Annotated in this window: 21 protein-coding genes and 2 pseudogenes; 11 read left to right on the forward strand and 12 right to left on the reverse strand. The window is 62.0% G+C overall.

Going from position 1 to position 22873, the window contains the following annotated elements:
- Window positions 1-418 precede the first annotated feature (418 nt).
- The 3 genes from BT116_RS28710 (at window position 419) to BT116_RS28720 (ending at window position 3200) form a co-directional block, all read left to right on the forward strand.
- Window positions 419-1198: an ABC transporter substrate-binding protein gene (locus tag BT116_RS28710; protein ID WP_014339257.1), complete on the forward strand. Its 780-nt coding sequence runs from the start codon at window positions 419-421 to the stop codon at window positions 1196-1198.
- 108 nt (window positions 1199-1306) lie between these two features.
- Window positions 1307-2419, forward strand: a complete 1113-nt coding sequence (locus BT116_RS28715) for a M14 family metallopeptidase (protein WP_072349006.1) — start codon at window positions 1307-1309, stop codon at window positions 2417-2419.
- 64 nt (window positions 2420-2483) lie between these two features.
- A complete protein-coding gene (locus tag BT116_RS28720; RefSeq protein WP_072349008.1) occupies window positions 2484-3200 on the forward strand; it encodes an alpha/beta hydrolase in 717 nt (238 codons plus the stop codon).
- Between the two features lie 43 nt (window positions 3201-3243).
- Here BT116_RS28720 and BT116_RS28725 read toward each other — a convergent pair whose 3' ends face one another.
- The 5 genes and pseudogenes from BT116_RS28725 to BT116_RS28745 form a co-directional block, all read right to left on the reverse strand.
- Entirely contained in the window at window positions 3244-3831 is a 588-nt protein-coding gene (locus BT116_RS28725) for a DcrB/PsbP domain-containing protein (RefSeq protein WP_072349009.1), read from the reverse strand.
- Between the two features lie 139 nt (window positions 3832-3970).
- A pseudogene (locus tag BT116_RS28730) lies at window positions 3971-4525 on the reverse strand (substrate binding domain-containing protein); the annotation flags it as partial.
- 166 nt (window positions 4526-4691) lie between these two features.
- Window positions 4692-4970, reverse strand: coding sequence for a hypothetical protein (locus BT116_RS28735; RefSeq protein WP_072349011.1), 279 nt, complete (start codon window positions 4968-4970; stop codon window positions 4692-4694).
- Between the two features lie 248 nt (window positions 4971-5218).
- Window positions 5219-6244 (reverse strand): purine-nucleoside phosphorylase, encoded by a 1026-nt coding sequence (locus BT116_RS28740; RefSeq protein ID WP_072349012.1) that lies wholly within the window; start codon window positions 6242-6244, stop codon window positions 5219-5221.
- Window positions 6245-6290: 46 nt separating this feature from the next.
- Window positions 6291-7241 carry a nucleoside-specific channel-forming protein Tsx gene (locus BT116_RS28745; protein WP_072349014.1) on the reverse strand — a complete coding sequence of 317 codons (951 nt, stop codon included), beginning with the start codon at window positions 7239-7241 and terminating at the stop codon, window positions 6291-6293.
- A 299-nt stretch (window positions 7242-7540) separates the two neighbouring features.
- Here BT116_RS28745 and selD point away from each other — a divergent pair, with 299 nt between their 5' ends.
- A complete protein-coding gene (selD, locus tag BT116_RS28750; protein ID WP_072349016.1) occupies window positions 7541-8575 on the forward strand; it encodes a selenide, water dikinase SelD in 1035 nt (344 codons plus the stop codon).
- Window positions 8575-9678: a tRNA 2-selenouridine(34) synthase MnmH gene (gene mnmH / locus BT116_RS28755; RefSeq protein ID WP_072349018.1), complete on the forward strand. Its 1104-nt coding sequence runs from the start codon at window positions 8575-8577 to the stop codon at window positions 9676-9678. Before selD ends, mnmH begins: the two co-directional genes overlap by 1 nt.
- 33 nt (window positions 9679-9711) lie before the next feature.
- On the opposite strand, the gene BT116_RS28760 is transcribed toward mnmH, so the two are convergent.
- Window positions 9712-10386: a histidine phosphatase family protein gene (locus BT116_RS28760; RefSeq protein ID WP_072349020.1), complete on the reverse strand. Its 675-nt coding sequence runs from the start codon at window positions 10384-10386 to the stop codon at window positions 9712-9714.
- A 317-nt stretch (window positions 10387-10703) separates the two neighbouring features.
- Here BT116_RS28760 and BT116_RS28765 point away from each other — a divergent pair, with 317 nt between their 5' ends.
- The 4 genes from BT116_RS28765 to BT116_RS28780 all read left to right on the forward strand — a co-directional run bounded on the left by BT116_RS28765 (window position 10704) and on the right by BT116_RS28780 (window position 14563).
- Window positions 10704-11402 (forward strand): glutathione binding-like protein, encoded by a 699-nt coding sequence (locus BT116_RS28765; RefSeq protein ID WP_072349022.1) that lies wholly within the window; start codon window positions 10704-10706, stop codon window positions 11400-11402.
- The gene (locus tag BT116_RS28770) at window positions 11399-12256 is read left to right on the forward strand and encodes a PhzF family phenazine biosynthesis protein (protein ID WP_072349024.1); all 858 of its coding nucleotides are present in this window, start codon (window positions 11399-11401) and stop codon (window positions 12254-12256) included. Before BT116_RS28765 ends, BT116_RS28770 begins: the two co-directional genes overlap by 4 nt.
- Before the next feature lie 115 nt (window positions 12257-12371).
- Window positions 12372-13346 carry a porphobilinogen synthase gene (gene hemB / locus BT116_RS28775; RefSeq protein ID WP_063322069.1) on the forward strand — a complete coding sequence of 325 codons (975 nt, stop codon included), beginning with the start codon at window positions 12372-12374 and terminating at the stop codon, window positions 13344-13346.
- Between the two features lie 122 nt (window positions 13347-13468).
- Window positions 13469-14563 carry a DUF1615 domain-containing protein gene (locus tag BT116_RS28780; RefSeq protein ID WP_072349026.1) on the forward strand — a complete coding sequence of 365 codons (1095 nt, stop codon included), beginning with the start codon at window positions 13469-13471 and terminating at the stop codon, window positions 14561-14563.
- Window positions 14564-14778: 215 nt separating this feature from the next.
- Here BT116_RS28780 and BT116_RS28785 read toward each other — a convergent pair.
- A pseudogene (locus tag BT116_RS28785) lies at window positions 14779-15054 on the reverse strand (phage infection protein); the annotation flags it as partial.
- A gap of 194 nt (window positions 15055-15248) precedes the next feature.
- Between BT116_RS28785 and BT116_RS28790 the strand changes: the two are divergent.
- Window positions 15249-15878, forward strand: coding sequence for a glutathione S-transferase family protein (locus tag BT116_RS28790; protein ID WP_072349028.1), 630 nt, complete (start codon window positions 15249-15251; stop codon window positions 15876-15878).
- Between the two features lies 1 nt (window position 15879).
- Here BT116_RS28790 and BT116_RS28795 read toward each other — a convergent pair whose 3' ends face one another.
- The 5 genes from BT116_RS28795 to BT116_RS28815 all read right to left on the reverse strand — a co-directional run bounded on the left by BT116_RS28795 (window position 15880) and on the right by BT116_RS28815 (window position 19835).
- A complete protein-coding gene (locus BT116_RS28795; RefSeq protein ID WP_072349030.1) occupies window positions 15880-16416 on the reverse strand; it encodes a PqiC family protein in 537 nt (178 codons plus the stop codon).
- Between the two features lie 17 nt (window positions 16417-16433).
- On the reverse strand, window positions 16434-18092 hold the full coding sequence (locus tag BT116_RS28800; RefSeq protein WP_072349032.1) for a PqiB family protein: 1659 nt from the start codon (window positions 18090-18092) through the stop codon (window positions 16434-16436).
- The gene (locus BT116_RS28805) at window positions 18073-18717 is read right to left on the reverse strand and encodes a paraquat-inducible protein A (protein ID WP_063325133.1); all 645 of its coding nucleotides are present in this window, start codon (window positions 18715-18717) and stop codon (window positions 18073-18075) included. The genes BT116_RS28800 and BT116_RS28805 overlap by 20 nt, the downstream gene beginning before the upstream one ends.
- Before the next feature lie 11 nt (window positions 18718-18728).
- Window positions 18729-19325 (reverse strand): paraquat-inducible protein A, encoded by a 597-nt coding sequence (locus BT116_RS28810; protein WP_072349033.1) that lies wholly within the window; start codon window positions 19323-19325, stop codon window positions 18729-18731.
- A 69-nt stretch (window positions 19326-19394) separates the two neighbouring features.
- Window positions 19395-19835, reverse strand: coding sequence for a CBS domain-containing protein (locus BT116_RS28815; protein ID WP_072349035.1), 441 nt, complete (start codon window positions 19833-19835; stop codon window positions 19395-19397).
- 310 nt (window positions 19836-20145) lie between these two features.
- Between BT116_RS28815 and BT116_RS28820 the strand changes: the two genes are divergently transcribed.
- Window positions 20146-22509, forward strand: coding sequence for a DNA polymerase II (locus BT116_RS28820; protein WP_072349037.1), 2364 nt, complete (start codon window positions 20146-20148; stop codon window positions 22507-22509).
- The last annotated feature ends 364 nt before the right edge of the window (window positions 22510-22873 follow it).

Here is a 22873-nt window from a genome sequence, read left to right on the forward strand (position 1 = left end):
GCGCCCCGTTAACCACGATGGCCGAACGCAGGCATTGCGCAGTGGGCAACCCGGCATGGATGCCGGGTTAGCCGCGCTGGGCCATGGATGGCCCTTCGCGGCGGCCCACGGAGCAATGCCGGAGTGAGGGTATGCCGAGCCTAGGCGAGGCACCGAGTGGTGGGGCAGAAGCGCTTTGGTTACTTTCGCGCTTTTCGAAAGTGACCCGCCGTCAGGGCGGAACCCTAAGTGGCCGTTACCGCAGCAACGGATATACACACAAATCAAGCTGTTTTCGTAACTATTTGTCGCCTCAACACAATTCCCCTGCTGAGCACCCCTCTAGACTCCCGCCCACTTCGGTGCCTCGCTGACCGAACGCTGCCTACGAATCTGCCAATAACTGCCAATAAAAACCCCTGCACACTCAGGAGCGAAAATGAAGAAACTAGCCATGTTCGGTGCCCTGGCACTGTCCGTATTGTCCCTGTCGGCCGTGGCCGAAGACGCCAAGCCGATCCGTCTCGGGATCGAAGCCGGTTATCCGCCTTTTTCGATGAAAACCCCCGACGGCAAGTTGACCGGCTTCGATGTCGATATCGGCGACGCCCTCTGCGAGCAGATGAAGGTCAAGTGCACCTGGGTCGAGCAGGAGTTCGATGGCCTGATCCCCGCGCTGAAAGTGAAGAAGATCGATGCGATCCTGTCGTCCATGACCATCACCGACGATCGCAAGAAAAACGTCGATTTCACCATCAAGTACTACCACACCCCGGCGCGGTTCGTGATGAAGGAAGGCTCCGAGGTCAAGGACCCGCTGACCGAGCTCAAGGGCAAGAAAGTCGGTGTGCTGCGTGCCAGCACCCACGACCGTTTCGCCACCGAAGTGCTGGTGCCTGCCGGGATCAACCTGGTGCGCTACGGCTCCCAGCAGGAAGCCAACCTGGACATGGTCGCCGGTCGTCTCGACGCCATGCTGGCCGACTCGGTCAACCTTGACGACGGTTTCCTGAAGACCGATGCCGGCAAAGGCTTTGCCTTCGTGGGCCCGACCTATGAAGACGCGAAATATTTCGGCGGTGGCGCCGGCATCGCGGTGCGCAAGGGCGATAAGGCCCTGGCCGATAAATTCAATGCCGCCATCAGCGAAATCCGCGCCAATGGCACGTACAAGAAAGTGCAGGACAAATACTTCGCCTTTGATGTCTACGGGCATTAATCGGTAGGCGCTGCCGAAGGCTGCGATCTTTTTGAGGCTCAAGGGCCTGAGCAAAGATCGCAGCCTCGTTGCACTCGACAGCTCCACGCCTAGTCATTCGGAGGTTTCATGCAACGCATCGACCATACCCTGCCATGGAGCCACCTGGGCACTGAGCGCCGGCTCAGTGTGTTTCGTTACGGCCATGGCCCGCGCAAGGCTTATATCCAGGCCAGTCTGCACGCCGACGAACTGCCGGGCATGCGCACTGCCTGGGAGCTGAAGCGGCGGCTCAACGACCTCGAGGCGCAAGGCCTGCTCAAAGGGGTGATCGAGCTGGTGCCGGTGGCCAATCCCATCGGCCTGGATCAACATCTGCAAAGCGCTCACATGGGGCGTTTCGAGTTGGGCAGTGGCAAGAATTTCAACCGCTCTTTCGTGGAGCTCAGTGCGCCGGTGGCGCAACGCATCGGTGATCGCCTGGGTGACGACCCGGCCGCCAATATCACCTTGATCCGCCAGACCATGGCCCAGGTTCTCGAGGACCTGCCGGCACCGCCTTCGCAACTTGAAGCGCTGCATCGCCTGCTGCTGCGCCATGCCTGCGACGCCGACATCACCCTGGACCTGCATTGCGATTTCGAGGCTGCGATCCACTTGTACGCCTTGCCGCAACAGTGGCCGCAATGGCGCTCCCTGGCCGCACGCCTGAAGGCCGGGGTGGCGTTGCTGAGTGAAGATTCCGGTGGCAGTTCGTTCGATGAGTCCTGCTCCTCACCCTGGTTGCGCCTGGCCAAAGCCTTTCCTGCGGCGGCGATCCCTGCGGCGAACCTGGCGACGACGCTGGAGCTGGGCAGCATGGGGGACACCCGCGTGGAACAGGCCCAGGCCAATTGTGAAGCCATTCTCGGATTCCTGGCTGAGCAAGGTTTCATTGGCGGGAATTGGCCGCCCGCGCCGGCGCAATGTTGTGAAGGCTTTCCGTTCGAAGGCACTCAATACCTGTTCGCGCCGCACCATGGCGTGGTGAGCTTTCTGCGTGAGGCCGGTGAATGGGTGGAGCGCGGCGATCCGCTGTTCGAAGTGGTCGACCCGTTGAATGATCGGGTCACCGTCGTGCGGGCCGGCACCAGTGGTGTGCTGTTTGCCCTGGACCGCGGGCGCTACACCCAGCCGGGTATCTGGCAGGCAAAAGTCGCCGGGCGTGAGCCGATTCGAACGGGGAAATTGATCAACGACTGATAAGTACTGTCTACCTCACCGCACGCTTCTTGTCGTGCGGCTATCGAACGATGGAGGAAGATCGATGTTCAAAGCGCTCGCCCTGTTTCTATTGCTGGTCTCGTCCGGGTTGCAGGCCCAACCCTCGCTGCACACGGACTTGCCGCTCAACTACCTGGCCCAAGTCGATGAGCAGGCTCGGAACCGACCGCTGGTGATTTTCCTGCACGGTTCCGGCAGCAACGAACAGGACCTGTTCGCACTCAAGGACGAGTTGCCGCGCGATTACAACTACCTCTCGGTGCGGGCGCCGAAGAGTATGGAGCAGGACCGTTATCAGTGGTTCGCGAAACAGGGCGACGGTGCCTACGACGGTGACACCTCGGACTTGAAGGCCAGCGGCCAGGTGCTGCTGGACTTCATCGACAAGGCGCGGGCCAAGTACTCGACCGATCCGAGCAAGGTCTACCTGGTCGGGTTCAGCCAGGGCGCGATGATGAGCTACGAAGTGGCCCTGCGACATCCCGAAGCCGTTGGCGGTATTGCCGCAATGGGTGGGCGGGTCCTGTCGGTGCTGCGGGCGGAACTGACCCCCGATGAACCGCGCCGGACACTGGCGGTATTCATCGGCCATGGCACGGCAGACCCGATCATTCCCTACCACGATGGCACTGAGGCCAACAGCTTCCTGAAGACCCTGGCGCTGGAACCGGAATTCCATGCCTACCCGGGTGTCGGCCACAGCATCAGCGCCCTGGAAGTACAGGACCTGCGGGCCTGGCTGGAGCGGCTCAATCCCTGACCAAAATAGAACCCTGTGGGAAATAGATCCCTGCGGGAGCTTATTACTTACCGTTGGCGATCTGCTTCACCAACGCTTCATGACCGGCCTTGTCGCTGGCCCGGGAGATGATTTGCACCACCGCCATGCGCGTGCCTGAGGCGCCTAGCAACGTGGTGTCGAGGGTTGGCCCGCCGCCCTGGGTCGCGCTGGTGTCGAGCTGACGCAGACCCAGGCCGGTACCTTTTTGGGTCAGGCTTTTTTCGCTGAGGATCTTGGCGTCCGGCAGGGCTTTGATGCGTTGGGCGGCGAAGTCGGCCATGGTGGTGTCGAGGAATGCACCATCGTCGTCCTTCACAGTCGTACCGTTGACGATGGTGTTCTCAGCGGCAATCACAACGGTCCGGCTGGTGGCATTGCTGTACATCGTCCCTGTCGCCCCAGCGGTGCCCTGGGTCACTTCACCTGCGGGTAGCGGCGTCGTCGTGAAGCCCTTGGGCAAGGTGAAGGTGAACTTGCCGCCGAGCATCGACACTTTCTGCGCCGGTGCATCGCCGGCAGGTTTGGCCGGGGCCGCTTGGGCGGATAATACGACCAGGGCGGCGATGGCCCCCAGCAACAGGACGGCGCCTTGTTTACTCAGCAATGACATTGAAACTCTCCACGGTGGTCGCACTTGGAGGCCGATCATCCCATGGGCGCCGTGCCTGACTCCAGCGCCCGTGGCGAATGGGCCGGTCATTGCGGTGCCGGGGGCGGAGCGCGCTTGATCGGCACCCTCATCCGGGCGCTCAAACCGCTCCGGCACTGAAGCGCCGGGCCAACGCCTCGCGCTCGAAGTGCTCGGTGATGAAATCGATAAAGGCGCGGGTCTTGGCCGGCATCAGCGTGCGGCAGGGGTAGTAGAGCGAGATCACCCCCAGGTCCACATACCAATCCGGTAACAGCCGCACCAGTTCGCCGCGCTCCAGCCAGGGCAGGGCGTCGGGCACCACCAGCAGGGCCACGCCCAGGCCCAGCAAGGCGGCCTCACGCATGGCAACGGGGTCATTGAAGATCATGGACTCGTTCAGTTGCACGGCGGATTCGCGCCCGGCGGCGTTGCGCAACACGGTCTGGCGTACCCGGCCAGTACGGCTGGCCCGCAGCACGATGTTGTCCAGGCCGGCCAGGTCTTCGGGTTGCCGGGGCAGGGCGCGTTCGGCCAGGTAGGCTGGGCTGGCGACGGCAATCAGGTGAGCGGGCGCCAGGGGGCGCGATACCACCCCGGGCGTCAGTGCGAAGCCGCCTCCGATGGCCGCGTCGAAACCTTCGGCGATCAGGTCGACCGGGCGGTTTTCGAAATGCCCGCCGAAAAACTGCCGGTTTCGGCGCTGCGGACAAAGCATTCGAGGTTGGCGAGGCTTTCCATGGCAGCCCGCTGCCGGTGCTGAACCTGGTCAAGTTCGACTGAGTACTTCGCGACATACGTAAGGACCCGCTCGATCACCGTGGGAACCCGGCCTGGAGCACTCAGTCGGGTTCCACGTCCAATTGCAGGCTGTCGTCGGCCAGGCGCTCGGTTCGCCGGACAATAGCGCTGATGCGTCGGCCTTCGGCGTTGAACACCACGATCTGGGCCTTATCCAGATCCGCCGGCAGTGGTGGTCGTACGTGCAGCGCGAACCAGGGCGGTTCGCCGTCATCGAGGCGCTTGACGTCGAACGTGCAATCGACACTTTTGGTGTCACGACCAAACAGCGTGTCGAGGCCGTAATCAAGATGGGTGCTGTCGGCAGGATCGAGGGACATCGGCGTTCTCCTGGGTAGGCGCGGTTGATGTTCAAATGATCCCGCCCAGGATGGAAAATTCCATTGGATGAGCCGTTGAGAACGGCTCAACCTCCGGCGCTCAACGGTTCCCTGTGGCGAGGGGATTTATCCCCGTTGGAACGCGAAGCGGTCCTGAGCCCCGGTCATCCGGCGGGGCAGACTTGGGGCCGCTTCGCGACCCAGCGGGGATAAATCCCCTCGCCACAAAGGGTCCAGGCCCTGAAGGGTCAGAGGCCAGGCACGCCGTCCTTCCACACCGACCAGTTCTTCACAATGTCCTGCACCAGAGGGTTGCCGGTGCGAAACAGGTTTTCCAACGCCGGGACGAACGCGCCCTGGTCGGCGTATTTGAGCAGGTTGTCCACTTCGTTGCCGCCGGGCTCGGGGCGGTCGAAATCGGACCCGGCCCGCAGCACGGCCAGCCGGTTGATGTCCACCCGACCTTCGCGGCTGGCGCGGAGCAAGGCCTCGTAGGTGGAATTGTCTTCCTGTTGGGTGGTGCAGTAGACACCTTTGTTGTCGGTGAGCAGGCGCGTCCAGACTTCGGCGCGCTCGCTCAGGCGCGTACCGGAGAACCAGGTGTTACCGGCCAGGGTGTCGCAGCGGGTCACCACCGGCGGCTGGTTGGCCGGGGCGTACGGATACTTCAAGCGCCAGGCCGCCGATTCCTTGCTTTCCGCCAAGGTCACCTTCTGGCTGAGGGCAAAGGCCTTGGCTTGCAGGGCCGGGTTGAGTTCGAAGACTTCCGTCTTGTAGTCCAGCGGCGGCTTTTCGTTCGGCCCCTTGGTGTTGATACCCAGGTAACCGGTAGGCCAGTCCTTGGGCACATCCCGCGAATCCAACTCCCATTGGGTGCCGAACTCCACCAGGTAATGGGCCCAGGCGGTTGTGCCAAGCGTGCCGTGGTGCGGGTTGATGCCGGCGATCCCGGCTACCAGGAAATAGCTTTTGCGCAGGTCGACGGTCGGGGAGAGCGCCAGGGCCAGGGTCGAAGCCGCCGCGTTGGTCTGGCCCATGCCGGTGATCAGCAGGCAGACCCGTTCGGCATTGCAGCGGATCGTCGGGTATTCGGCGGAAAGTCCCGGCACGCGGATTTCAGTCTTGAGTTCGAGGCGATCGATCCAGTTCTGCGCTTCAGGAGCGAACATCGTGATCAACATCACTTTGGGTTGAAGCGGCGGTGCGGCCCCGGCGGTCGAGCAGAACAGAGCCGTGCAGGCCAGGCCGATTGAAATAGACAGGCGATTGATCATGTATTCGTGACCTCCATGGATTCGAAGTGGTGCTTCTACGGCTTGCTCAGAATTGATAGCCAACCCCGGCGTAGTATCCCCAGCCATCGGAGCGGGCGCGGAAGTTGCCGTCGCCAAAGTTAAGCTCACTGCCGTCCTGCCAGTTGCCGCCGTTGTGGAAGTAACGGCCCACCAGCGTAAAGCGCAGGTGCGTGAACGAATACAGCAACACGTTGGTGGCGACCGTCGCGTTGGCGGTGCGGGCGGGGTTGTCCTTGTGCAGGTCCGAACCGAAGTCGAAGTTGGTGAAACCAATGTAAGTCAGGGATGCGCCGTTGCTGAACTGGCTGATCGGCACGATGTACTTGAGTTGGGCGCGGTAGCCGTCCCAGGAATATTCATTGCTGGCGCCATAGTTTTCCCATTGATAACGGCCATAGAAGTTGGCCGACAGGTTGACCCTCGAGTGGGTGTCGATGTCGGTGCCCAGCCCGCTGTACAAGGTGTTCGCGCGATTGGCGCTGTTGCTGCCGTGATCGTAGATCCAGTCGAACGCCACATACCATTCCTTGAACGGCCCGATGGCCAGGCTGCGGCCGGCCAGGTAGTCGATGGAAATACGCGGTTCGTGCTCCATGAACACGGGGGAGCCGTGGTCCCACACCCCTTTGTCGTGGCTGTTGCCAATGTTGAGAATCTTTGGAATGTCGACGTAGCCATAGAGCTCGAAGGGCCCTTTGCGTCCGAAGTATTCATATTCCAGATAGACATCGTCGACCGGTTGCGGACCGAAGCTGATGTCCTTGCTGCCGATGAGCGTCAGGTCCTGGTTGTACCAGTCCGACAGGTAGGCGCCTTTTTTCGAGGGGGTGGCCTCCGGGCTGAGGGCTTCGCCCTGGGCGGACGCCTCGGCGGTCTGGGCTTGGGTCGTGGTGCTGAGTAGTCCGGTAACGGCGGTCAGTAGCAGGGCGGCTGCCAATGTGCCGGGTGTAGCGCGACACCGGGAAGTGCAGTGCATGGAAAGTCCTTGTTCGTGCGGGCCGAAGCCCGGGTTCCGTGGTTGAAGAAAAACCATCGATCCGCTGGGCAGGATCGATTGCGCAAACGTTTGCACATGTCGTACCAATTTTTTGCATTGGCTTGAAATACATGGGGTTCAGGCTTTTTTCCTGTCGTGTTGGTCAGGCTAGGTGCACCGAATTCGGCAGCGTCGAGTGAAGAGGCACCAACGTGTTGCAGGAGCCTGTGATCGACGCGGCACTGAGGCGGTGGCGTTGCTGATAGAATCAGCCATCTTGACTGACCAGAGGTATGCCCATGAGCGAGCCGATTCGCCTGACCCAGTACAGCCACGGTGCCGGTTGCGGCTGCAAGATTTCGCCCCAGGTACTGGAAGTGATCCTGGCCGGCAGCGGTGCGCAGAACCTTGATCCCAATTTGTGGGTCGGCAATGCGTCCCGGGACGATGCTGCGGTATACGCCATCGACGAGGAGCGCGGGGTGGTCTCGACCACCGATTTTTTCATGCCGATTGTCGATGATCCTTTCGATTTCGGTCGCATCGCTGCCACCAATGCCATCAGCGATATCTACGCCATGGGCGGTGACCCGCTGATGGCCATTGCGATTCTCGGTTGGCCAGTCAACGTATTGGCCCCGGAAATTGCTCGGGAAGTGATTCGCGGCGGTCGCTCCGTGTGCGACGAGGCCGGTATTCCCCTGGCCGGCGGGCATTCGATCGACGCGCCTGAGCCGATTTTCGGCCTGGCGGTCACAGGCCTGGTGCAAAAGCGCCATATGAAACGCAACGACACGGCCACCGCCGGTTGCCGCCTGTACCTGACCAAGCCCCTGGGCATCGGCATCCTCACCACGGCGGAAAAGAAAGGCAAGCTGCGCGCCGCCGACGTCGGCCTGGCCCGTGACTGGATGTGTACCCTCAACAAACCTGGCAGCCGCTTCGGCAAGCTCGACGGTGTGACGGCGATGACCGACGTCACCGGTTTCGGCCTGCTCGGTCACCTGGTGGAAATGGCCGACGGCAGCCAACTGACCGCGCGCATCCGCTATGACGCGGTGCCACGCCTGCCGGGTGTCGAATACTACCTCGACCAGGGGTGTGTGCCGGGCGGTACGCTGCGCAACTACGACAGCTACGCCAGCAAGGTCGGTCGGCTCCAGGAACTGCACAAGCGCGTGCTGTGTGACCCACAGACCAGCGGCGGCCTGCTGATTGCCGTCACCCCGGAAGGCGAAAGTGAGTTCCTGCGGGTTGCCGCTGAACTCGGGCTGGCGCTGGAACCTATCGGCGAACTGGTCGAGCGACAGGGTTATGCGGTCGAGGTGTCTTGATGAGCCATGACATCACCGATTACCGCGAGATCTTCCTCAATGACCGGCCGATGATGGACACACGCGCCCCGGTCGAGTTCATCAAGGGGGCGTTCCCTGGCGTGGTCAATCTGCCGTTGATGACCGACAGCGAACGGCAACGCGTCGGCACCTGCTACAAACAGCAGGGGCAGCAGGCGGCCATTGTCCTGGGGCATCAGTTGGTGTCCGGTGAAATCAAGGCCGAACGCATCCAGGCCTGGGCCGAGTTCGCCAAGACCCATCCCGACGGTGTGCTGTATTGCTTTCGCGGCGGCTTGCGTTCGCAGATCGTCCAGCAGTGGCTCAAGGACGAAGCGGGCATTGATTACCCCAGGGTCGGCGGTGGCTACAAGGCCATGCGCAGCTTTTTGCTGGACACGGTCGAACAGGCGGTTGCCCAGTGCGACCTGGTGCTGCTGGGCGGCATGACCGGCACCGGCAAGACCGAAGCGCTGGCTCAACTGAGCAACAGCCTGGATCTGGAAGGTTATGCCAACCACCGCGGTTCCAGCTTCGGCAAACGCGCCACCGGCCAGCCTTCCAACATCGATTTTGAAAACCGCCTGGCCGTGGACGTACTGAAAAAACGCGCCAGCGGCATCGAACAATTCGTGCTCGAGGATGAGAGCCGTGCGGTCGGCAGTTGCGCCTTGCCGCTGCCTTTGTACCAGCGCATGCAGCAGGTTCCGATGGTCTGGCTGGAAGACAGCCTGGAGCATCGGGTCGAGCGGATCCTGCAGGATTACGTCATCGACCTGTGCGCTGAATTTGTCGCCGTACATGGCGACGAAGGTTTCCCACTGTTTTCCGAGCGATTGCTGGCAAGCCTGGACAACATCCACAAGCGCCTGGGCGGTGACCGTCATCGGCGCTTGAAGGACATCCTGGAAACCGCCCTGGCCGAGCAGGCCCACAGCGGTGCCGTCGATTTGCATCGCGGTTGGATCGAGGGCCTGCTGCGTGAGTATTACGACCCGATGTACGTGTTCCAACGGGAAAAGAAGGGGCTGCGGATCGAGTTCTCGGGAGAGCAGGCAGCGGTGCTGGAATATCTGCGGGAGCGGGCGGCCCGGGGAGGGTGACCTGTGGGAGCGAGCAAGCTCCCACACTGATGATCAGGTCGGACAGGCTTGCTTGCCATTGTCCAAGCCTTGCTTGTAGCTCTGGCTGGTGAGGCTGGCCTTGCCGTTGTGCCAGGTGAGGGTCAGCACATACAGGGAGTCGAAGTCTCCCGATGCCCAGTCTTCGGTAATGGTTTGCTTCTTGCCCACCGCCTCTGCGGCGACCTTGTTGATCAGCTCCGGCAGGTAGCCATGGGACCAGGCGGTATAGATGGTGGCGTTGTGGTACTTGTCGTGCAGCAGTTCCTCAGCCAGGTCGCTGGTGTCGTTGGCCGAATAATTGATGTTCACCGGCAACCCGAGCTTGATGGCGCTGGGGCTGATGGTCATCAGCGGGCGAATATAGCTATAGGAGTTGTCCAGCTCACCCTCTTCGACATTGCGGGTCGGGTTGGCCGCGAACACGTAGTCGGCCTTACCGAATTTTTCCGGCAACAGGGTGGCCAGGTCGATGGCGCGGTTGAGACCCTGGCAGTTGAGCTGGCCCAGGCCACCGGCGGGTTTCTCGGCATGACGCAGGAACACCAGGGTCTGCACGCCGTCGGCTGGTTGGGCGCGGCTGATGCTGGATTCCAGCGCCAACCCCAGGCCACAGACCACAAGCAGCGTCGGCAGCAGCAGCCACGAGCGGTGTTTGAAGCGTCTGGCGAAATTCAGTGGGTTCATCATCGAATAGTTATTCTTCAGCACTCTTGAGTCAGGCTGACAAACCCTGGCACCGCGAAGCGGCTGGCCTCGGGTGTTTTCCCTGTCGTTACGCCGCGTTGAATCCTCGGGGGCATTGCTCAGAGTCTCTTCAAGCCCTTTGGTTCGATCCTGGCTGGTCCCGGTGCACTGTAAGGCCTCCTGTGGGGAGGTAGGGCGAATGTTAGCGACAGGATGTTGCGGATTTAAGAAGGGCCGATGTGAATTCCGTGACGGGCAGTGATGCCGTCCCGTACATCTTGGATTATCCTCGGGCTTTCCTTCATTTCCGAGCCGACCCCATGCCCGACTTGACCCCATTCCCCATCACCGAGAAATGGCCTGCCCAGTACCCGGAGTGGATCCAGCTCTACTCCCTGCCCACCCCCAACGGCGTGAAGGTCTCGATCATGCTGGAAGAGATCGGCCTGCCGTACGAGCCCCACAAAGTGGACTTCGCCAGCAACGACCAGCTATCGCCCGAGTTCCTTTCCCTGAACCCCAACAACAAGATCCCGGCGATTCTCGATCCCCATGGGCCGGGCGACCAGCCATTGGCGTTGTTCGAGTCGGGGGCGATCCTGATTTATCTGGCGGACAAGAGCGGGCAGTTGCTGGCCCAGGAGTCGGCGGCGCGCTACGAGACGATCCAGTGGCTGATGTTCCAGATGGGGGGCATCGGGCCGATGTTCGGGCAGTTGGGGTTCTTCAACAAGCTTGCCGGCAAGGACTACGAGGACAAGCGGCCACGCGATCGCTACGTCGAGGAAAGCAAACGCCTGCTCAAGGTGCTCGATGGCCGTCTGCAAGGGCGCGACTGGATCATGGGCGAGCGCTACACCATCGCTGATATCGCCACGTTCCCCTGGGTGCGCAACTTGATCGGCTTTTACGAGGCCGGTGATTTGGTTGGTATCCAGGATTTCCCCAATGTAATGCGGGTACTGGAGCGCTTCCTGGCGCGACCGGCAGTGGCGCGCGGGCTGAAGATTCCGGAATGAGTCACCCGACGACTCGCCGATTCGATTACAAGCAACTGGATGTGTTCAGCGACGTGCCACTCAAGGGCAATCCGCTGGCGGTGGTGCTGGGGGCCGATGGGCTCAGTGACGCGCGCATGGCTGCTTTTGCCAATTGGACCAACCTCAGCGAAACCACCTTCGTGTTGACGCCACAGCACCCGGAAGCCGATTACCGGGTGCGTATTTTCACCACCTCGACCGAGTTGCCGTTTGCCGGGCATCCGACCCTGGGCAGTTGTCACGCCTGGCTGGAAGCCGGAGGCGTGCCCAAAGGGCAGGAGATCGTGCAGGAATGTGGCGTCGGCCTGGTCAGGATTCGCCGCAGTGATCATGGCTTGGCATTCCTCGCGCCGCCCTTGCTCAAGTCCGGTCCGCTGGAGGCCGACCTGCTGGAGCGGGTGCGCAAGGGGTTGGGGCTCGCAGCCGAGGCGATTGTCGAGGCGCAATGGGTCGATAACGGTGCCGGCTGGCTGGCCTTGATGCTCAAGGATCGCCAACAGGTCCTGGCGCTCGACCCCGATTACCCTCAGTTGCTGGATCTGGCGGTGGGCGTGATCGCACCTTGGGATCGGGCCGTGGATGGCGATGAAGCGCACTTTGAAGTGCGAGGCTTCATCGCCGGTGATGGCATGCCGGAGGATCCCGCCACGGGCAGCCTGAACGCCGGGCTCGCGCAATGGATGCTGGCCAAGGGCTTGGCGCCGACATCCTATGTGGTCAGCCAGGGGCTGACGATGGGCCGGGCAGGGCGCATTCATGTCGAGCAATTGGGCGATGACGTCTGGATTGGCGGCGCGGTGGTGACGTGCATCAATGGCTCGCTGACCGTGTGAGGCGATTATTGCCCGGCTGGTAACACGCTATTTTCCAGCCGGTATTTGTGCCCTGGCCGACCAGGGCATAAGCTTTGCCCCCTGTGATCGCGCACCTATTTGCCCCAGGAGTCCCATGTCCAGCCAGTTCCCCGAAGCACGTCCACGCCGTCTGCGTCGCAATGCAAGCCTGCGCAGCCTGTTCCAGGAAACCGAGTTCACCTTGAACGACCTGGTGCTGCCGATTTTTGTCGAAGAAGAAATCGATGATTTTGTGCCGATCAAGAGCATGCCCGGTGTGGTGCGCATCCCAGAATCGAAACTGGCCGGCGAGATCGAGCGCTATGCCCGTGCCGGCATCAAATCGGTGATGACCTTTGGTGTGTCCCATCACCTGGACAACGATGGCAGCGATACCTGGAGCGAGCGAGGCCTGGTGTCGCGCATGGCCGGGATCTGCAAGGACGCGGTGCCGGAGATGGTCGTGATGTCCGACACCTGCTTCTGTGAGTACACCGATCATGGTCACTGCGGTGTGCTCCACGGCGATGAAGTGGACAACGACCGGACCCTGGTCAACCTGGGCAAGCAAGCGGTGGCGGCGGCCCGCGCCGGTGCCGATGTGATCGCGCCATCGGCGGCCATGGACGGGCAGGTCCAGGCCATTCGCCGGGCCCTGGATGAAGCCGGTTTCAGCCAGACGGCAATCATGGCCTATTCCACCAAGTTCGCCTCGGCACTCTATGGCCCGTTCCGCGAGGCCGGCGGTAGCGCGTTGAAAGGTGACCGCAAGAGCTACCAGATGAACCCGATGAACCGCCGCGAAGCGCTGCGCGAATCCTTGCTCGACGAGCAGGAAGGTGCCGATGCACTGATGGTCAAGCCGGCCGGTGCTTACCTCGATATCATCCGCGACATTCGCCAGGCTTCGAACCTGCCGCTGTCGGCTTATCAGGTCAGTGGCGAATACGCGATGATCAAGTTCGCCGCCCAGGCTGGCGCCATCGACGAGGGCCGCGTGATACGCGAGAGCCTTGGCGCAATCAAGCGGGCGGGGGCAGACCTGATCTTCACCTACTTCGCCATGGACCTGGCGCTGAGCGGGATCTGATCTCGACTTGCATCAGTGGGGCCCGTGCCACCGCCTTCGCGAGCAAGCTCCCACATTGGGCATAGCCCGCATCCACTTTTGATCGTATGGTTGCTCCGGAATAACGAACCCGATGGAGCACCATGCAATTCAACCGATTGATGATCAGCCTTGCTGCGCTGCTGGCCTTGGCCGGTTGCGGCAGCCGTCAGGCGCAGGAGCCTGAGCGTCAGCCCGCTGAGGTCAAGAAGCAGATTGTGCAGTTGTTGCCGGCCAAGACTGCGGATCGCGAAGGCTGGGCGACTGACATCTACGTGGCCTTTGCGGCCCAGCAGATTCCCTCTACGACGCAGAACATCTGTGCTGTCCTGGCGGTGACCGAACAGGAGTCGACGTTCCAATCCGATCCGCCAGTGCCGGGGCTGGGCAAGATCGCTCGTCAGGAGATCAACCGCCGTGCGGCGAAGGTGCACATTCCGGAGCTGTTGGTCAGTGGCGCACTCCAGGTGCGTTCGCCCAACGGCAAAAGCTACAGCGATCGGCTCAATGCGGCGCGCAGCGAGAAGGAGCTGAGCGGGATTTTCGATGATTTCATCGGCATGGTTCCGTTGGGCAAGACACTGTTTGGCGGGTTCAATCCGGTGCACACGGGGGGGCCGATGCAGGTCAGCATCGCGTTTGCCCAGGCCAATGCGCGCAATTATCCCTACGCGGTGGAGGGCTCGATTCGTCGCGAAGTGTTCAGTCGTCGTGGCGGGATGTATTTCGGCATCGCGCATTTACTGGGCTATCCGGTGAGCTACACCGAGCCGTTGTATCGTTTTGCCGATTTCAATGCCGGGTGGTACGCCAGCCGCAACGCAGCTTTCCAGCATGCGGTGAGTGTAGCCTCGGGCATTTCCCTGGCGCTGGACGGCGATCTGATCGCCCACGATTCCATCATGCCAGGCAGCACGGAACTGGCGGTGCGCACGCTGGGCAAGTCGCTGGGAATGCGCAACCCGACCATCCGCGATCAACTGGAGCTGGGTGACAGCCTGGCGTTCGAGGACAGCAAGCTCTACAAGCGTGTGTTCGAACTGGCTGACAAGGCCGAGGGCAAGGCGTTGCCTCGGGCGGTATTGCCGGGGATCGTGCTCAAGAGCCCGAAAATCACGCGCAAGCTGACCACGGCATGGTTTGCCAAGCGGGTGGATGAGCGTTATCAGCGATGCATGGCGCGGGCAGCGGGGCGCTAGCCAGGCGTTGAGGCATGAAAAAGCCCGGCGGATGAGGCCGGGCTTTTACTGTGGGGTTGGTTTAGGAGTGTTCTGGAGCGGTGTGTCGGGTGACCTGCGCAGCGACTGCGTGAAGGTTGCGGCCGCTGCGCGCCCGAGCGGGAGCAAGCTCCCTCGCCACGGGGTGTGTTGCACATGATTTGCGATATTTCCAGGCATTGCGGTCAAGCAACTCATACGCGGTTTTCGATCAGGCGATCGGAGCCACCTTCGGCGACACGACGTTCCAGCAGACGATCGGCACCGCCTTCAGCAACGCGGTTTTCGATCAGGCGATCAGAGCCACCTTCGGCGACACGACGTTCCAGCAGACGATCGGCACCGCCTTCAGCGACGCGGTTTTCGATCAGGCGATCAGAACCGCCTTCGGCGACGACCGGTTGGGAGGAAGCGGCAAATACGTTGGCGGCCAATACAGAGAAAGCGAGGCTGAGGATGACTTGGCGTTTCATGATGGTGTGCTCCGGGGGTGCAGTGGTTTGTGTGGGGCCATTGTTGTCCCGGGCGATCATCAAGAGAACTTCATTGACATGATGGTGAACATCGATGGCAGTGATACCTCGTTGGCCCGCTACCGGTCAGCTCGATGGAACACTGATGGGCTCGCGGGCTCTACCGGCATAATGCTTACGCAGGAGGTACGTTCATGTATCGGTTATTCGGTTGCAGGCAATCCGGCTCTTCGGCGGTGGAGGTTGCCCTGTGTCTCTGTGAGGTGGCTTATAGGCGGGTTGACGCCTATTCGACGCAAGACAACGATGCAGCGAAAGAGCTTGAGGCACTCAATCCTCTGAAGCAGGTACCGACCCTGCAGTTGCCGGACGGTTCGGTGCTGACTGAAGCGGCGGCGATCCTGATTCACCTCGGGTTGACCTTTCCAGAATCGAAGCTGCTCCCGCAAGACCCGGCCCAGCGTGCCCAGGCCATACGGGGCCTGGTCTATATCGCGGCCAATTGCTACACGCCCATCGGCATTATCGATTTTCCGGAACGCTGGCTGGACGAGGCGGACGAAGCGACTCGACAGCGATTGATATCCGGCACGCAGCAACGGCTGTATCGCAATTGGGCGCTGTTTGCCGACCAGTTCCCGGCCCGACCTTTTCTAGGCGGTGACGAACCCGGAGCGCTGGATATCCTGGCGGCCGTGATCACCAAGTGGAGAAATACGCGGGAGGCGATGCTGAGCGCCCGTCCAGCGTTCCATGACCTGTTGGAGCGAATTGACCACCATCCGCATGTTGCGCCGGTGCTGTCGCTGCATTGGCCTGAGTGAATCAAGGACACGCCTTGCGTGCAGCCGCCTGCTCGACAAGGCCGGCAAATTGCCGGACATTTTCCTGATGCGCCGTCACCAGCTCGTCGATACTGATGCCCGCCGGCGTTTGCAGGCTGCTGCGGCACGTGATGGGGCGGGCGTCGTTGCCCAGGTTGCGCAGTCGCCATTGCACATCCATGCGGGCATAGCGGCCAGGGATCGAGTCAAAGCGTTGCACCTCTACCCGCAGCAATGATTTGGGGGCGCCCGGGTTGCTCAGTTGTTCGTCCAGGCTGCTGTGCAGTTCATCGGCCAGGCTGGCGCCCCACCATTCGGTTTCCATGATCGCCAACCCGCTGTTGCCTTGGCGAATGACCATCTGGGTGCGATCCACCTGGGGTGGGACACTGACCTGTTCGATCTGGATATCCACGCTGGAGCGCGATTGGCCTGCCGGTTGGGCCGGGCTCAACGTGTGGTAGTGGATCGGATCGCTGCGGCAGGCGCCGAGCAGCAATGCCGCGGCAACCAGGGTGAGTTTCAGCGTCAGTGGCATGAGGCGGGCTCCTGTGATCATTCTTTCACCGGCAATGTGAGGTTCTGCGCCGGTGCGTCCTTGGGACGGCCGCGAAGCAGCGATTCGGGATGGCGGCTCAGGTAGTCCGACAGTTCGCGCAGCGAGCGCGACATGCGCCCCAGGTCGTCCAGGGTCTGGGTCAGTTGTTCGCGCTGCGGTGAATCTTCGGCCAGGGTCGAGTTAGCCGATTGCAGGGTCTTGCTGACGTCTTGCAAAGTGCTTTGCACGCCCGGCAGGGTCTTGCTGTTGAACTGGGCCAGGCCTTTGCGCAGCTCCACCAGGTTGCCATCCAGGTTGCCGGCAATGCTCTCCAGTGGCAGTTTGTTGATCCGCTCGATCATCGTCTGCAGTTGTTCCTGCAATTGCTGGAGACTGCCCGGGAGGGTCGGGATTCGCACGGGGCGGGCGCTGGGATCGAAGGCGACTTTTTCAGCCTTGGGGTAGAAGTCCAGCGAGATGTACAACTGCCCGGTCAGCAGGTTGCCGCTGCGGGCCTGGGCGCGTAGGCCGCGCTCGACGAAGCTGCCCATCAGGCGGGCACTGGCGGCTTCGTCTTCGGGGTCGTGGTTGAGCGACTTGAGCAGTTTTTCATGGGCCTTGCCCAGGCGCTGAGGGTAGATCACCACGCCGACGTTAACCGGAAAGCTGCGTTGCTTCTCATCGAAATCGAGGTTGATGGCCACCACCCTGCCGACTTCCACGCCGAGGAACTCCACCGGCGCACCGACGCGTAACCCGCGCAGGGCCTGGTCGAAACGCAGGGCCAGGTATTGGCCCTTGCCATCGGGCGGGGCGAGGGCGCTCTGCTGGTCGGCAAACAGCTCGTAGGTCTTGTCCTCGCTGGCGGGGACGTCGTTGGGGCTGTACTCCGGCGCACGAAACGCGATGCCGCCCAGCAGCAGGGCCGAGAGTGATTCGGTCTTGACCGCGAAACCATTGGCGCCAACGTTCACATCCACGCCGCTGACGTTCCAGAACCGGGTGTTTTCGGTGACATACACATCGTTGGGCGCGTTGATGAACACGTCGATGTTGACGCCTTTGCCGTTGGCGTCCAGGGCGTAGGACACGACTTGGCCCACCGGGATCTTGCGCAGGTACACCGGCGAGCCGATGTCCAGTGAACCGAGGTCCTGGGAGTGCAGGGTGAAGCGCTTGCCTGGTTCGCCGTAGGTGATGGGCGGCGGGTTCTCCAGGCCCGTGAAGGACTTGGCGCGCACTTTCGACTGACCGGCGTCGGCCCCAATGAAATCCCCCGACAGCAAGGTGTCGATCCCCGAAATACCGCCGGCCCCGATGCGTGGCCGTACGACCCAGAACACCGAATCTTCATGAGTGAAGGTGTCGGCAGTCTTGGCGAGCTTGACCGTGGCGGTGACGTTCTTCTGGTCCTCGCTCAGTTGCACGTCGGTGACCTGGCCGATGACCACGTTGCGATATTTCACCTGGGTCTTGTTGGCGGTCAGGCCCTGGCCGGTCTTGAAGGTGATGGTGATGGTCGGGCCTTCCTGCAGCCAGTTGTGGACTACCAGGGACAGCCCCACCAGGACCGCGATGATCGGCACGATCCACACCAGCGACACCGTCCAGCGGCGGGTGGTGACGTGGGCGCGGCCGGGCGCGGGTTGCTGCCCGTCAGTGGCTTGCGACTTCATCCATGACCTCCTCGGATGGTTGAGTGTCCCAGATCAGCCGGGGGTCGAAACTCATGGCCGACAGCATGGTGAACAGCACCACGAGGCCGAAGAACAGGATGCCCGGTCGTGGTTCGATGTCGCTCAATGCCTGGAACTTGACCAGTGCCGCCACCAGGGCCACCACCAGCACATCGAGCATCGACCAGTAGCCGATGACTTCCACCAGCCGGTACAGCTTCGCCCGCTGGACCTGGGCCCAGGTGCTGCGCCGCTGTGCGGTCACCAGCAACAGGGTCAGCACCACGAATTTGATGCCGGGCACCGCAATGCTGGCGATGAAGATAATCAGGGCGATGTCCCAGGCGCCGCTTTGCCAGAACTCGATGACGCCGCTGATGATGGTGCTGTCGGCGCCTTCACCGAGCATCTGGGTATTCATGACCGGTAGCAGGTTGGCCGGGATGTAGAACACCAGCGCGGCCAGCATGTAGGCCCAGGTGCGGGTGATGGCGTCGGGTTTGCGTCGATGCAGGGCGGCGTCGCAGCGGGGGCAGGTCTCGGGCTCGTCGGTCATGTCGCAGGCCAGGCCACAGCTGTGGCACAGGCACAGGCCCAGGTCGCGGGCCTCTGGCGGGGTGTCCAGCGGCTGGCCGTTCACAGGCTGTCCCAAAGGTCGCGGACATCGCGCCCGGCAATGCGGATCATCAGCAGGCTCAAGGCCGCCAGGGCGAACAGGCCGATGCCCGGGAGCACGTCCAGCAGGCCGGCGAGCTTGATCACCGCCACCAGCGCGCCCAGCAGGCACACCTCCAGCATGCTCCAGGGCCGCAGGGTTTCCAGGCTGCGCATGCACAGGTTGAACCCCGGCGCCCGCCGCTTTAGGTAGGCATGGCCCAGTACCCAGAGCAGCAGCGCCAATTGAAAGGCCGGTGCAATGATGATCGCCACCGCTGTCACCAGGGCGATGAAGGCGATCGGCCCCTGGTTCAGCGCCACGATGGAGTCCCATAACGTCGCGCTGTTGCTCAGGCCCTGGAGGCGGATGCTCATGATCGGGTAGATGTTGGCGAAGGCCCACAGCACCGCCGCCGTCACGCTCAAGGCCAGGCGTTGCTCGATGGTCAGGCCGTTGTAGCGCTGGATCACCGCGTGGCAGCGCACGCACGAGGCTTTCTGGTGCGCAGCGAGCACCACCGGCTCGTATACCGCATCGCAATGTTCACAAATGATCAGTCGGTCGGTGTCGGCCATCGGGATGCTCGCAGGAACAACCCCTTCAATATAGAAGTGCCTTGAGAATGAGCAACCCGACCGAATGGATCATTCCCCGCGAATGTATTGCTCCAGTTGTTTGATCAGATCGGCCTGCTCGGCGATGGCTTCCTTGACCAGGTCGCCGATGGACAGCAGGCCGACCAGTTTGCCGTCCTCTACCACTGGCAAATGCCGCAGATGTTTTTCGGTCATGATGCTCAGGCAGGTCTCGACGTTCTGGTGCGGGTCGATGGTGATCACGGGGGAGACCATGATGTCACTGACCTTCGTGCCCACCGATGAGCGACCGCGCAAGACCATTTTGCGAGCATAGTCGCGCTCGCTGATGATCCCCAGCACTTCATCGTTCTTCACCACCAGCAAGGCACCGACGTTCTTCTCGGCCATGCGCATCAGGGCCTGCAATACCATGTCGTCCGGTGAGATGGTGTGCACTTGCTGGTTTTTTTCATCTTTTAGCCGGAGCAACTGCGCGACGGTTTTCATGGGGGAGCCTCAGGTGTTGTTTTGCTGATTGTTAAAGCATCGTAGACCCAACGGCGCAGAGCAAGCGGTAAAGCGGCGGCCAGTCGTCCAAAAGCGTCATTGCCCGGGAAATTACCCCCCATTCTGTGGCCGGGCGCTGTTGTGGCGAGGGGATTTATCCCCGTTGGGCTGCGCAGCAGCCCCAATAAGCTGATGTCATCGACCTGACACACCGCGCTGGCAGGTTTCAGGACTGCTTCGCAGCCCAGCGGGGATAAATCCCCTCGCCACAGGTAGAATCGTCGCTTACGCAAAATTCGAGGTTGCAGCGGTGGATTTACAGCAGGGCTTCGTCCTGACCCGGCATTGGCGCGATACCCCGGCCGGCACCGAAGTCGAGTTCTGGCTGGCGACCGACGCCGGTCCCCGGCGCGTGCGCCTGCCGGTGCAGACGTCGGTGGCCTTCGTGCCGCAGATCCAGCGCGGCCAGGCCGAAGCGCTGCTGCAAGGGGAGAAGGACGTTGAGTTGCGTCCCCTGGACCTGCTGGATTTCGAGCATCGTCCGGTGCTGGGGCTGTATTGCCAGCAACACGCCCAACTGATGCGCCTGGACACCACCTTGCGCCGCGCTGGCGTGGAGGTGTTCGAAGCAGACATCCGGCCTTCGGAGCGCTACCTGATGGAGCGCTTCATCACCGCCCCGGTGTGGTTCGGCGGTACGCCAACCGCCGATGGCTTGCTGGTGGATGTCCAGATGAAACCGGCGCCCGAATACCGTCCACCGTTGCGCCTGGTGTCCCTGGACATCGAAACCACTGCCCAGGGCGAATTGTATTCCGTCGCGCTGGAAGGCTGCGGCGAACGCCAGGTCTACATGCTCGGGCCAGCCAATGGCGACGCTACCGGCGTGGATTTCCAGCTGGAATACTGCGAATCGCGCACGCTGCTGCTGAAGAAACTCAACGATTGGTTCGCCCGTTTCGACCCTGACGCGATCATTGGCTGGAACCTGGTGCAGTTCGACCTGCGGGTGTTGCATGAACACGCCCGGCGCCTGGCGGTGCCGTTGCGCCTGGGGCGCGGTGGGGAAGAGATGCAATGGCGCGAGCACGGAGCGCGCAACAACCACTTCTTCGCCTCGGCCGCTGGCCGGCTGATCATCGACGGGATCGAGTCCCTGCGTTCGGCGACCTGGAGTTTTCCCTCGTTCAGCCTGGAAAACGTCGCCCAGACGCTGCTGGGGGAGGGCAAGTCCATCGATAACCCGTACCAGCGCATGGACGAGATCAACCGCATGTTCGCCGAGGACAAGCCGGCCTTGGCCCGCTATAACCTCAAGGACTGCGAGCTGGTGACGCGGATTTTCGCCAAGACCGAACTGCTCAAGTTCCTCCTGGAGCGGGCCAGCGTCACCGGCCTGCCAGCGGACCGCAGCGGCGGTTCGGTGGCGGCCTTCACGCACCTGTACATGCCGCTGATGCACCGCCAGGGGTTTGTTGCCCCCAATCTCGGCCAGCGTCCGCCCGAGGCCAGCCCGGGTGGATTTGTCATGGACTCCAAGCCGGGGCTCTACGAGTCGGTGCTGGTGCTGGACTACAAGAGCCTGTATCCATCGATCATCCGCACTTTCCTGATCGACCCGGTGGGCTTGATCGAAGGGCTGCGCCACCCGGCTGACCAGGAGTCGGTGCCAGGCTTTCGCGGGGCGCGTTTCTCCCGTACCCGCCATTGCCTGCCGGCCATCGTGGCGCGGGTCTCAGAGGGCCGGGAAACCGCCAAGCGCGAGCACAATGCGCCGCTGTCCCAAGCATTGAAAATCATCATGAACGCCTTTTATGGCGTGCTCGGTTCCAGCGGCTGTCGCTTCTTCGATCCACGCCTGGCCTCGTCCATCACCCTGCGCGGCCACCAGATCATGCAGCGCACCCGCCAGTTGATCGAAGCCCAGGGCCATGTGGTGATCTACGGCGATACCGACTCCACGTTCGTCTGGCTGCGTCGTGCCCATGGCCAGGAGGAAGCGGCCAGGATCGGTCGCGAGTTGGTCGCCCACGTCAACCAATGGTGGCGTGAGCAGGTGCGCGATGAGTTCGGCCTGGAGAGTGCGTTGGAGCTGCAGTTCGAAACCCATTTCAAGCGCTTTCTGATGCCGACTATCCGCGGCGCCGAGGAGGGCAGCAAGAAACGCTACGCCGGATTGGTCACCCGTGCCGACGGCAGCGACGAAATCGTCTACAAGGGCCTGGAAACCGTGCGCACCGACTGGTCGCCGCTGGCACGGCAATTCCAGCAGGAGCTGTACGGGCGGATCTTCCACCGCCAGCCCTATCAGGATTATGTGCGCGATTATGTGCAGCAGACCCTGGCCGGTGCGTTCGATGATCGGTTGGTCTACCGCAAGCGTCTGCGTCGGCCCCTGGAAGACTACGAACGCAACGTCCCACCCCATGTGCGGGCTGCGCGGCTGGCCGATGAGTTCAACCAGCGCCAGGGGCGTCCGCGGCAATACCAGAATGGCGGCTGGATCAGCTACGTCATCACCGTCGCCGGCCCCGAGCCACTGGAAATCCGCAGCGCGCCGATTGATTACGACCATTACGTGAGCAAACAACTGCAACCGGTGGCGGATGCGATCCTGCCGTTCGTGGACGATGATTTCTCGACGTTGGTGGGTGGGCAGATGGGGTTGTTCTGACGGGAGGAGGCCCTGTTATTGGCTGGCTTTTGTGGCGAGGGAGATCCCGCCGCGTCTTCGACGCTGCGCTGTCGCGCAGCAAACAAGTGTCCGACCTAAGATTGGGGGGCGCGCGGGGAAAGAGACCGTAGCCATCACTGGTGTGTACGCACCCGAGAGGGAGAGTGGTCCGCACGGTATCGGCGTGGAGTCGTTGTAGGCACAGCAAGCTGTGACCACGTATGAGAGAGTGAATCCGTTCGCCACCGTGCTCCCCGCGCGCCTTTCAATCCTGCGAGGAATTGTCATGGCGCGCAAGAAGCAGCAGAAACGATTTGAAGTGATTCACCCTCATTGTGCGGGTATCGATATTGGCAGTCGTGAG

Origin of the sequence: Pseudomonas sp. NFACC16-2 (genome assembly GCF_900119205.1) — a bacterium.
Classification (GTDB): domain Bacteria; phylum Pseudomonadota; class Gammaproteobacteria; order Pseudomonadales; family Pseudomonadaceae; genus Aquipseudomonas; species Aquipseudomonas fluorescens_Q.

What these genes read in the sequence shown, in the direction of transcription:
- BT116_RS28715 (WP_072349006.1), top strand. Translation starts at nt 1,307, where the DNA reads ATGCAACGCATCGACCATACCCTGCCATGGAGCCACCTGGGCACTGAG.
- BT116_RS28740 (WP_072349012.1), bottom strand. Translation starts at nt 6,244, where the DNA reads ATGATCAATCGCCTGTCTATTTCAATCGGCCTGGCCTGCACGGCTCTG.
- BT116_RS28735 (WP_072349011.1), bottom strand. Translation starts at nt 4,970, where the DNA reads ATGTCCCTCGATCCTGCCGACAGCACCCATCTTGATTACGGCCTCGAC.
- BT116_RS28780 (WP_072349026.1), top strand. Translation starts at nt 13,469, where the DNA reads ATGCAATTCAACCGATTGATGATCAGCCTTGCTGCGCTGCTGGCCTTG.
- BT116_RS28795 (WP_072349030.1), bottom strand. Translation starts at nt 16,416, where the DNA reads ATGCCACTGACGCTGAAACTCACCCTGGTTGCCGCGGCATTGCTGCTC.
- BT116_RS28770 (WP_072349024.1), top strand. Translation starts at nt 11,399, where the DNA reads ATGAGTCACCCGACGACTCGCCGATTCGATTACAAGCAACTGGATGTG.
- mnmH (WP_072349018.1), top strand. Translation starts at nt 8,575, where the DNA reads ATGAGCCATGACATCACCGATTACCGCGAGATCTTCCTCAATGACCGG.
- BT116_RS28725 (WP_072349009.1), bottom strand. Translation starts at nt 3,831, where the DNA reads ATGTCATTGCTGAGTAAACAAGGCGCCGTCCTGTTGCTGGGGGCCATC.
- BT116_RS28810 (WP_072349033.1), bottom strand. Translation starts at nt 19,325, where the DNA reads ATGGCCGACACCGACCGACTGATCATTTGTGAACATTGCGATGCGGTA.
- BT116_RS28765 (WP_072349022.1), top strand. Translation starts at nt 10,704, where the DNA reads ATGCCCGACTTGACCCCATTCCCCATCACCGAGAAATGGCCTGCCCAG.
- selD (WP_072349016.1), top strand. Translation starts at nt 7,541, where the DNA reads ATGAGCGAGCCGATTCGCCTGACCCAGTACAGCCACGGTGCCGGTTGC.
- BT116_RS28710 (WP_014339257.1), top strand. Translation starts at nt 419, where the DNA reads ATGAAGAAACTAGCCATGTTCGGTGCCCTGGCACTGTCCGTATTGTCC.
- BT116_RS28800 (WP_072349032.1), bottom strand. Translation starts at nt 18,092, where the DNA reads ATGAAGTCGCAAGCCACTGACGGGCAGCAACCCGCGCCCGGCCGCGCC.
- BT116_RS28790 (WP_072349028.1), top strand. Translation starts at nt 15,249, where the DNA reads ATGTATCGGTTATTCGGTTGCAGGCAATCCGGCTCTTCGGCGGTGGAG.
- BT116_RS28720 (WP_072349008.1), top strand. Translation starts at nt 2,484, where the DNA reads ATGTTCAAAGCGCTCGCCCTGTTTCTATTGCTGGTCTCGTCCGGGTTG.
- BT116_RS28745 (WP_072349014.1), bottom strand. Translation starts at nt 7,241, where the DNA reads ATGCACTGCACTTCCCGGTGTCGCGCTACACCCGGCACATTGGCAGCC.
- hemB (WP_063322069.1), top strand. Translation starts at nt 12,372, where the DNA reads ATGTCCAGCCAGTTCCCCGAAGCACGTCCACGCCGTCTGCGTCGCAAT.
- BT116_RS28815 (WP_072349035.1), bottom strand. Translation starts at nt 19,835, where the DNA reads ATGAAAACCGTCGCGCAGTTGCTCCGGCTAAAAGATGAAAAAAACCAG.
- BT116_RS28760 (WP_072349020.1), bottom strand. Translation starts at nt 10,386, where the DNA reads ATGATGAACCCACTGAATTTCGCCAGACGCTTCAAACACCGCTCGTGG.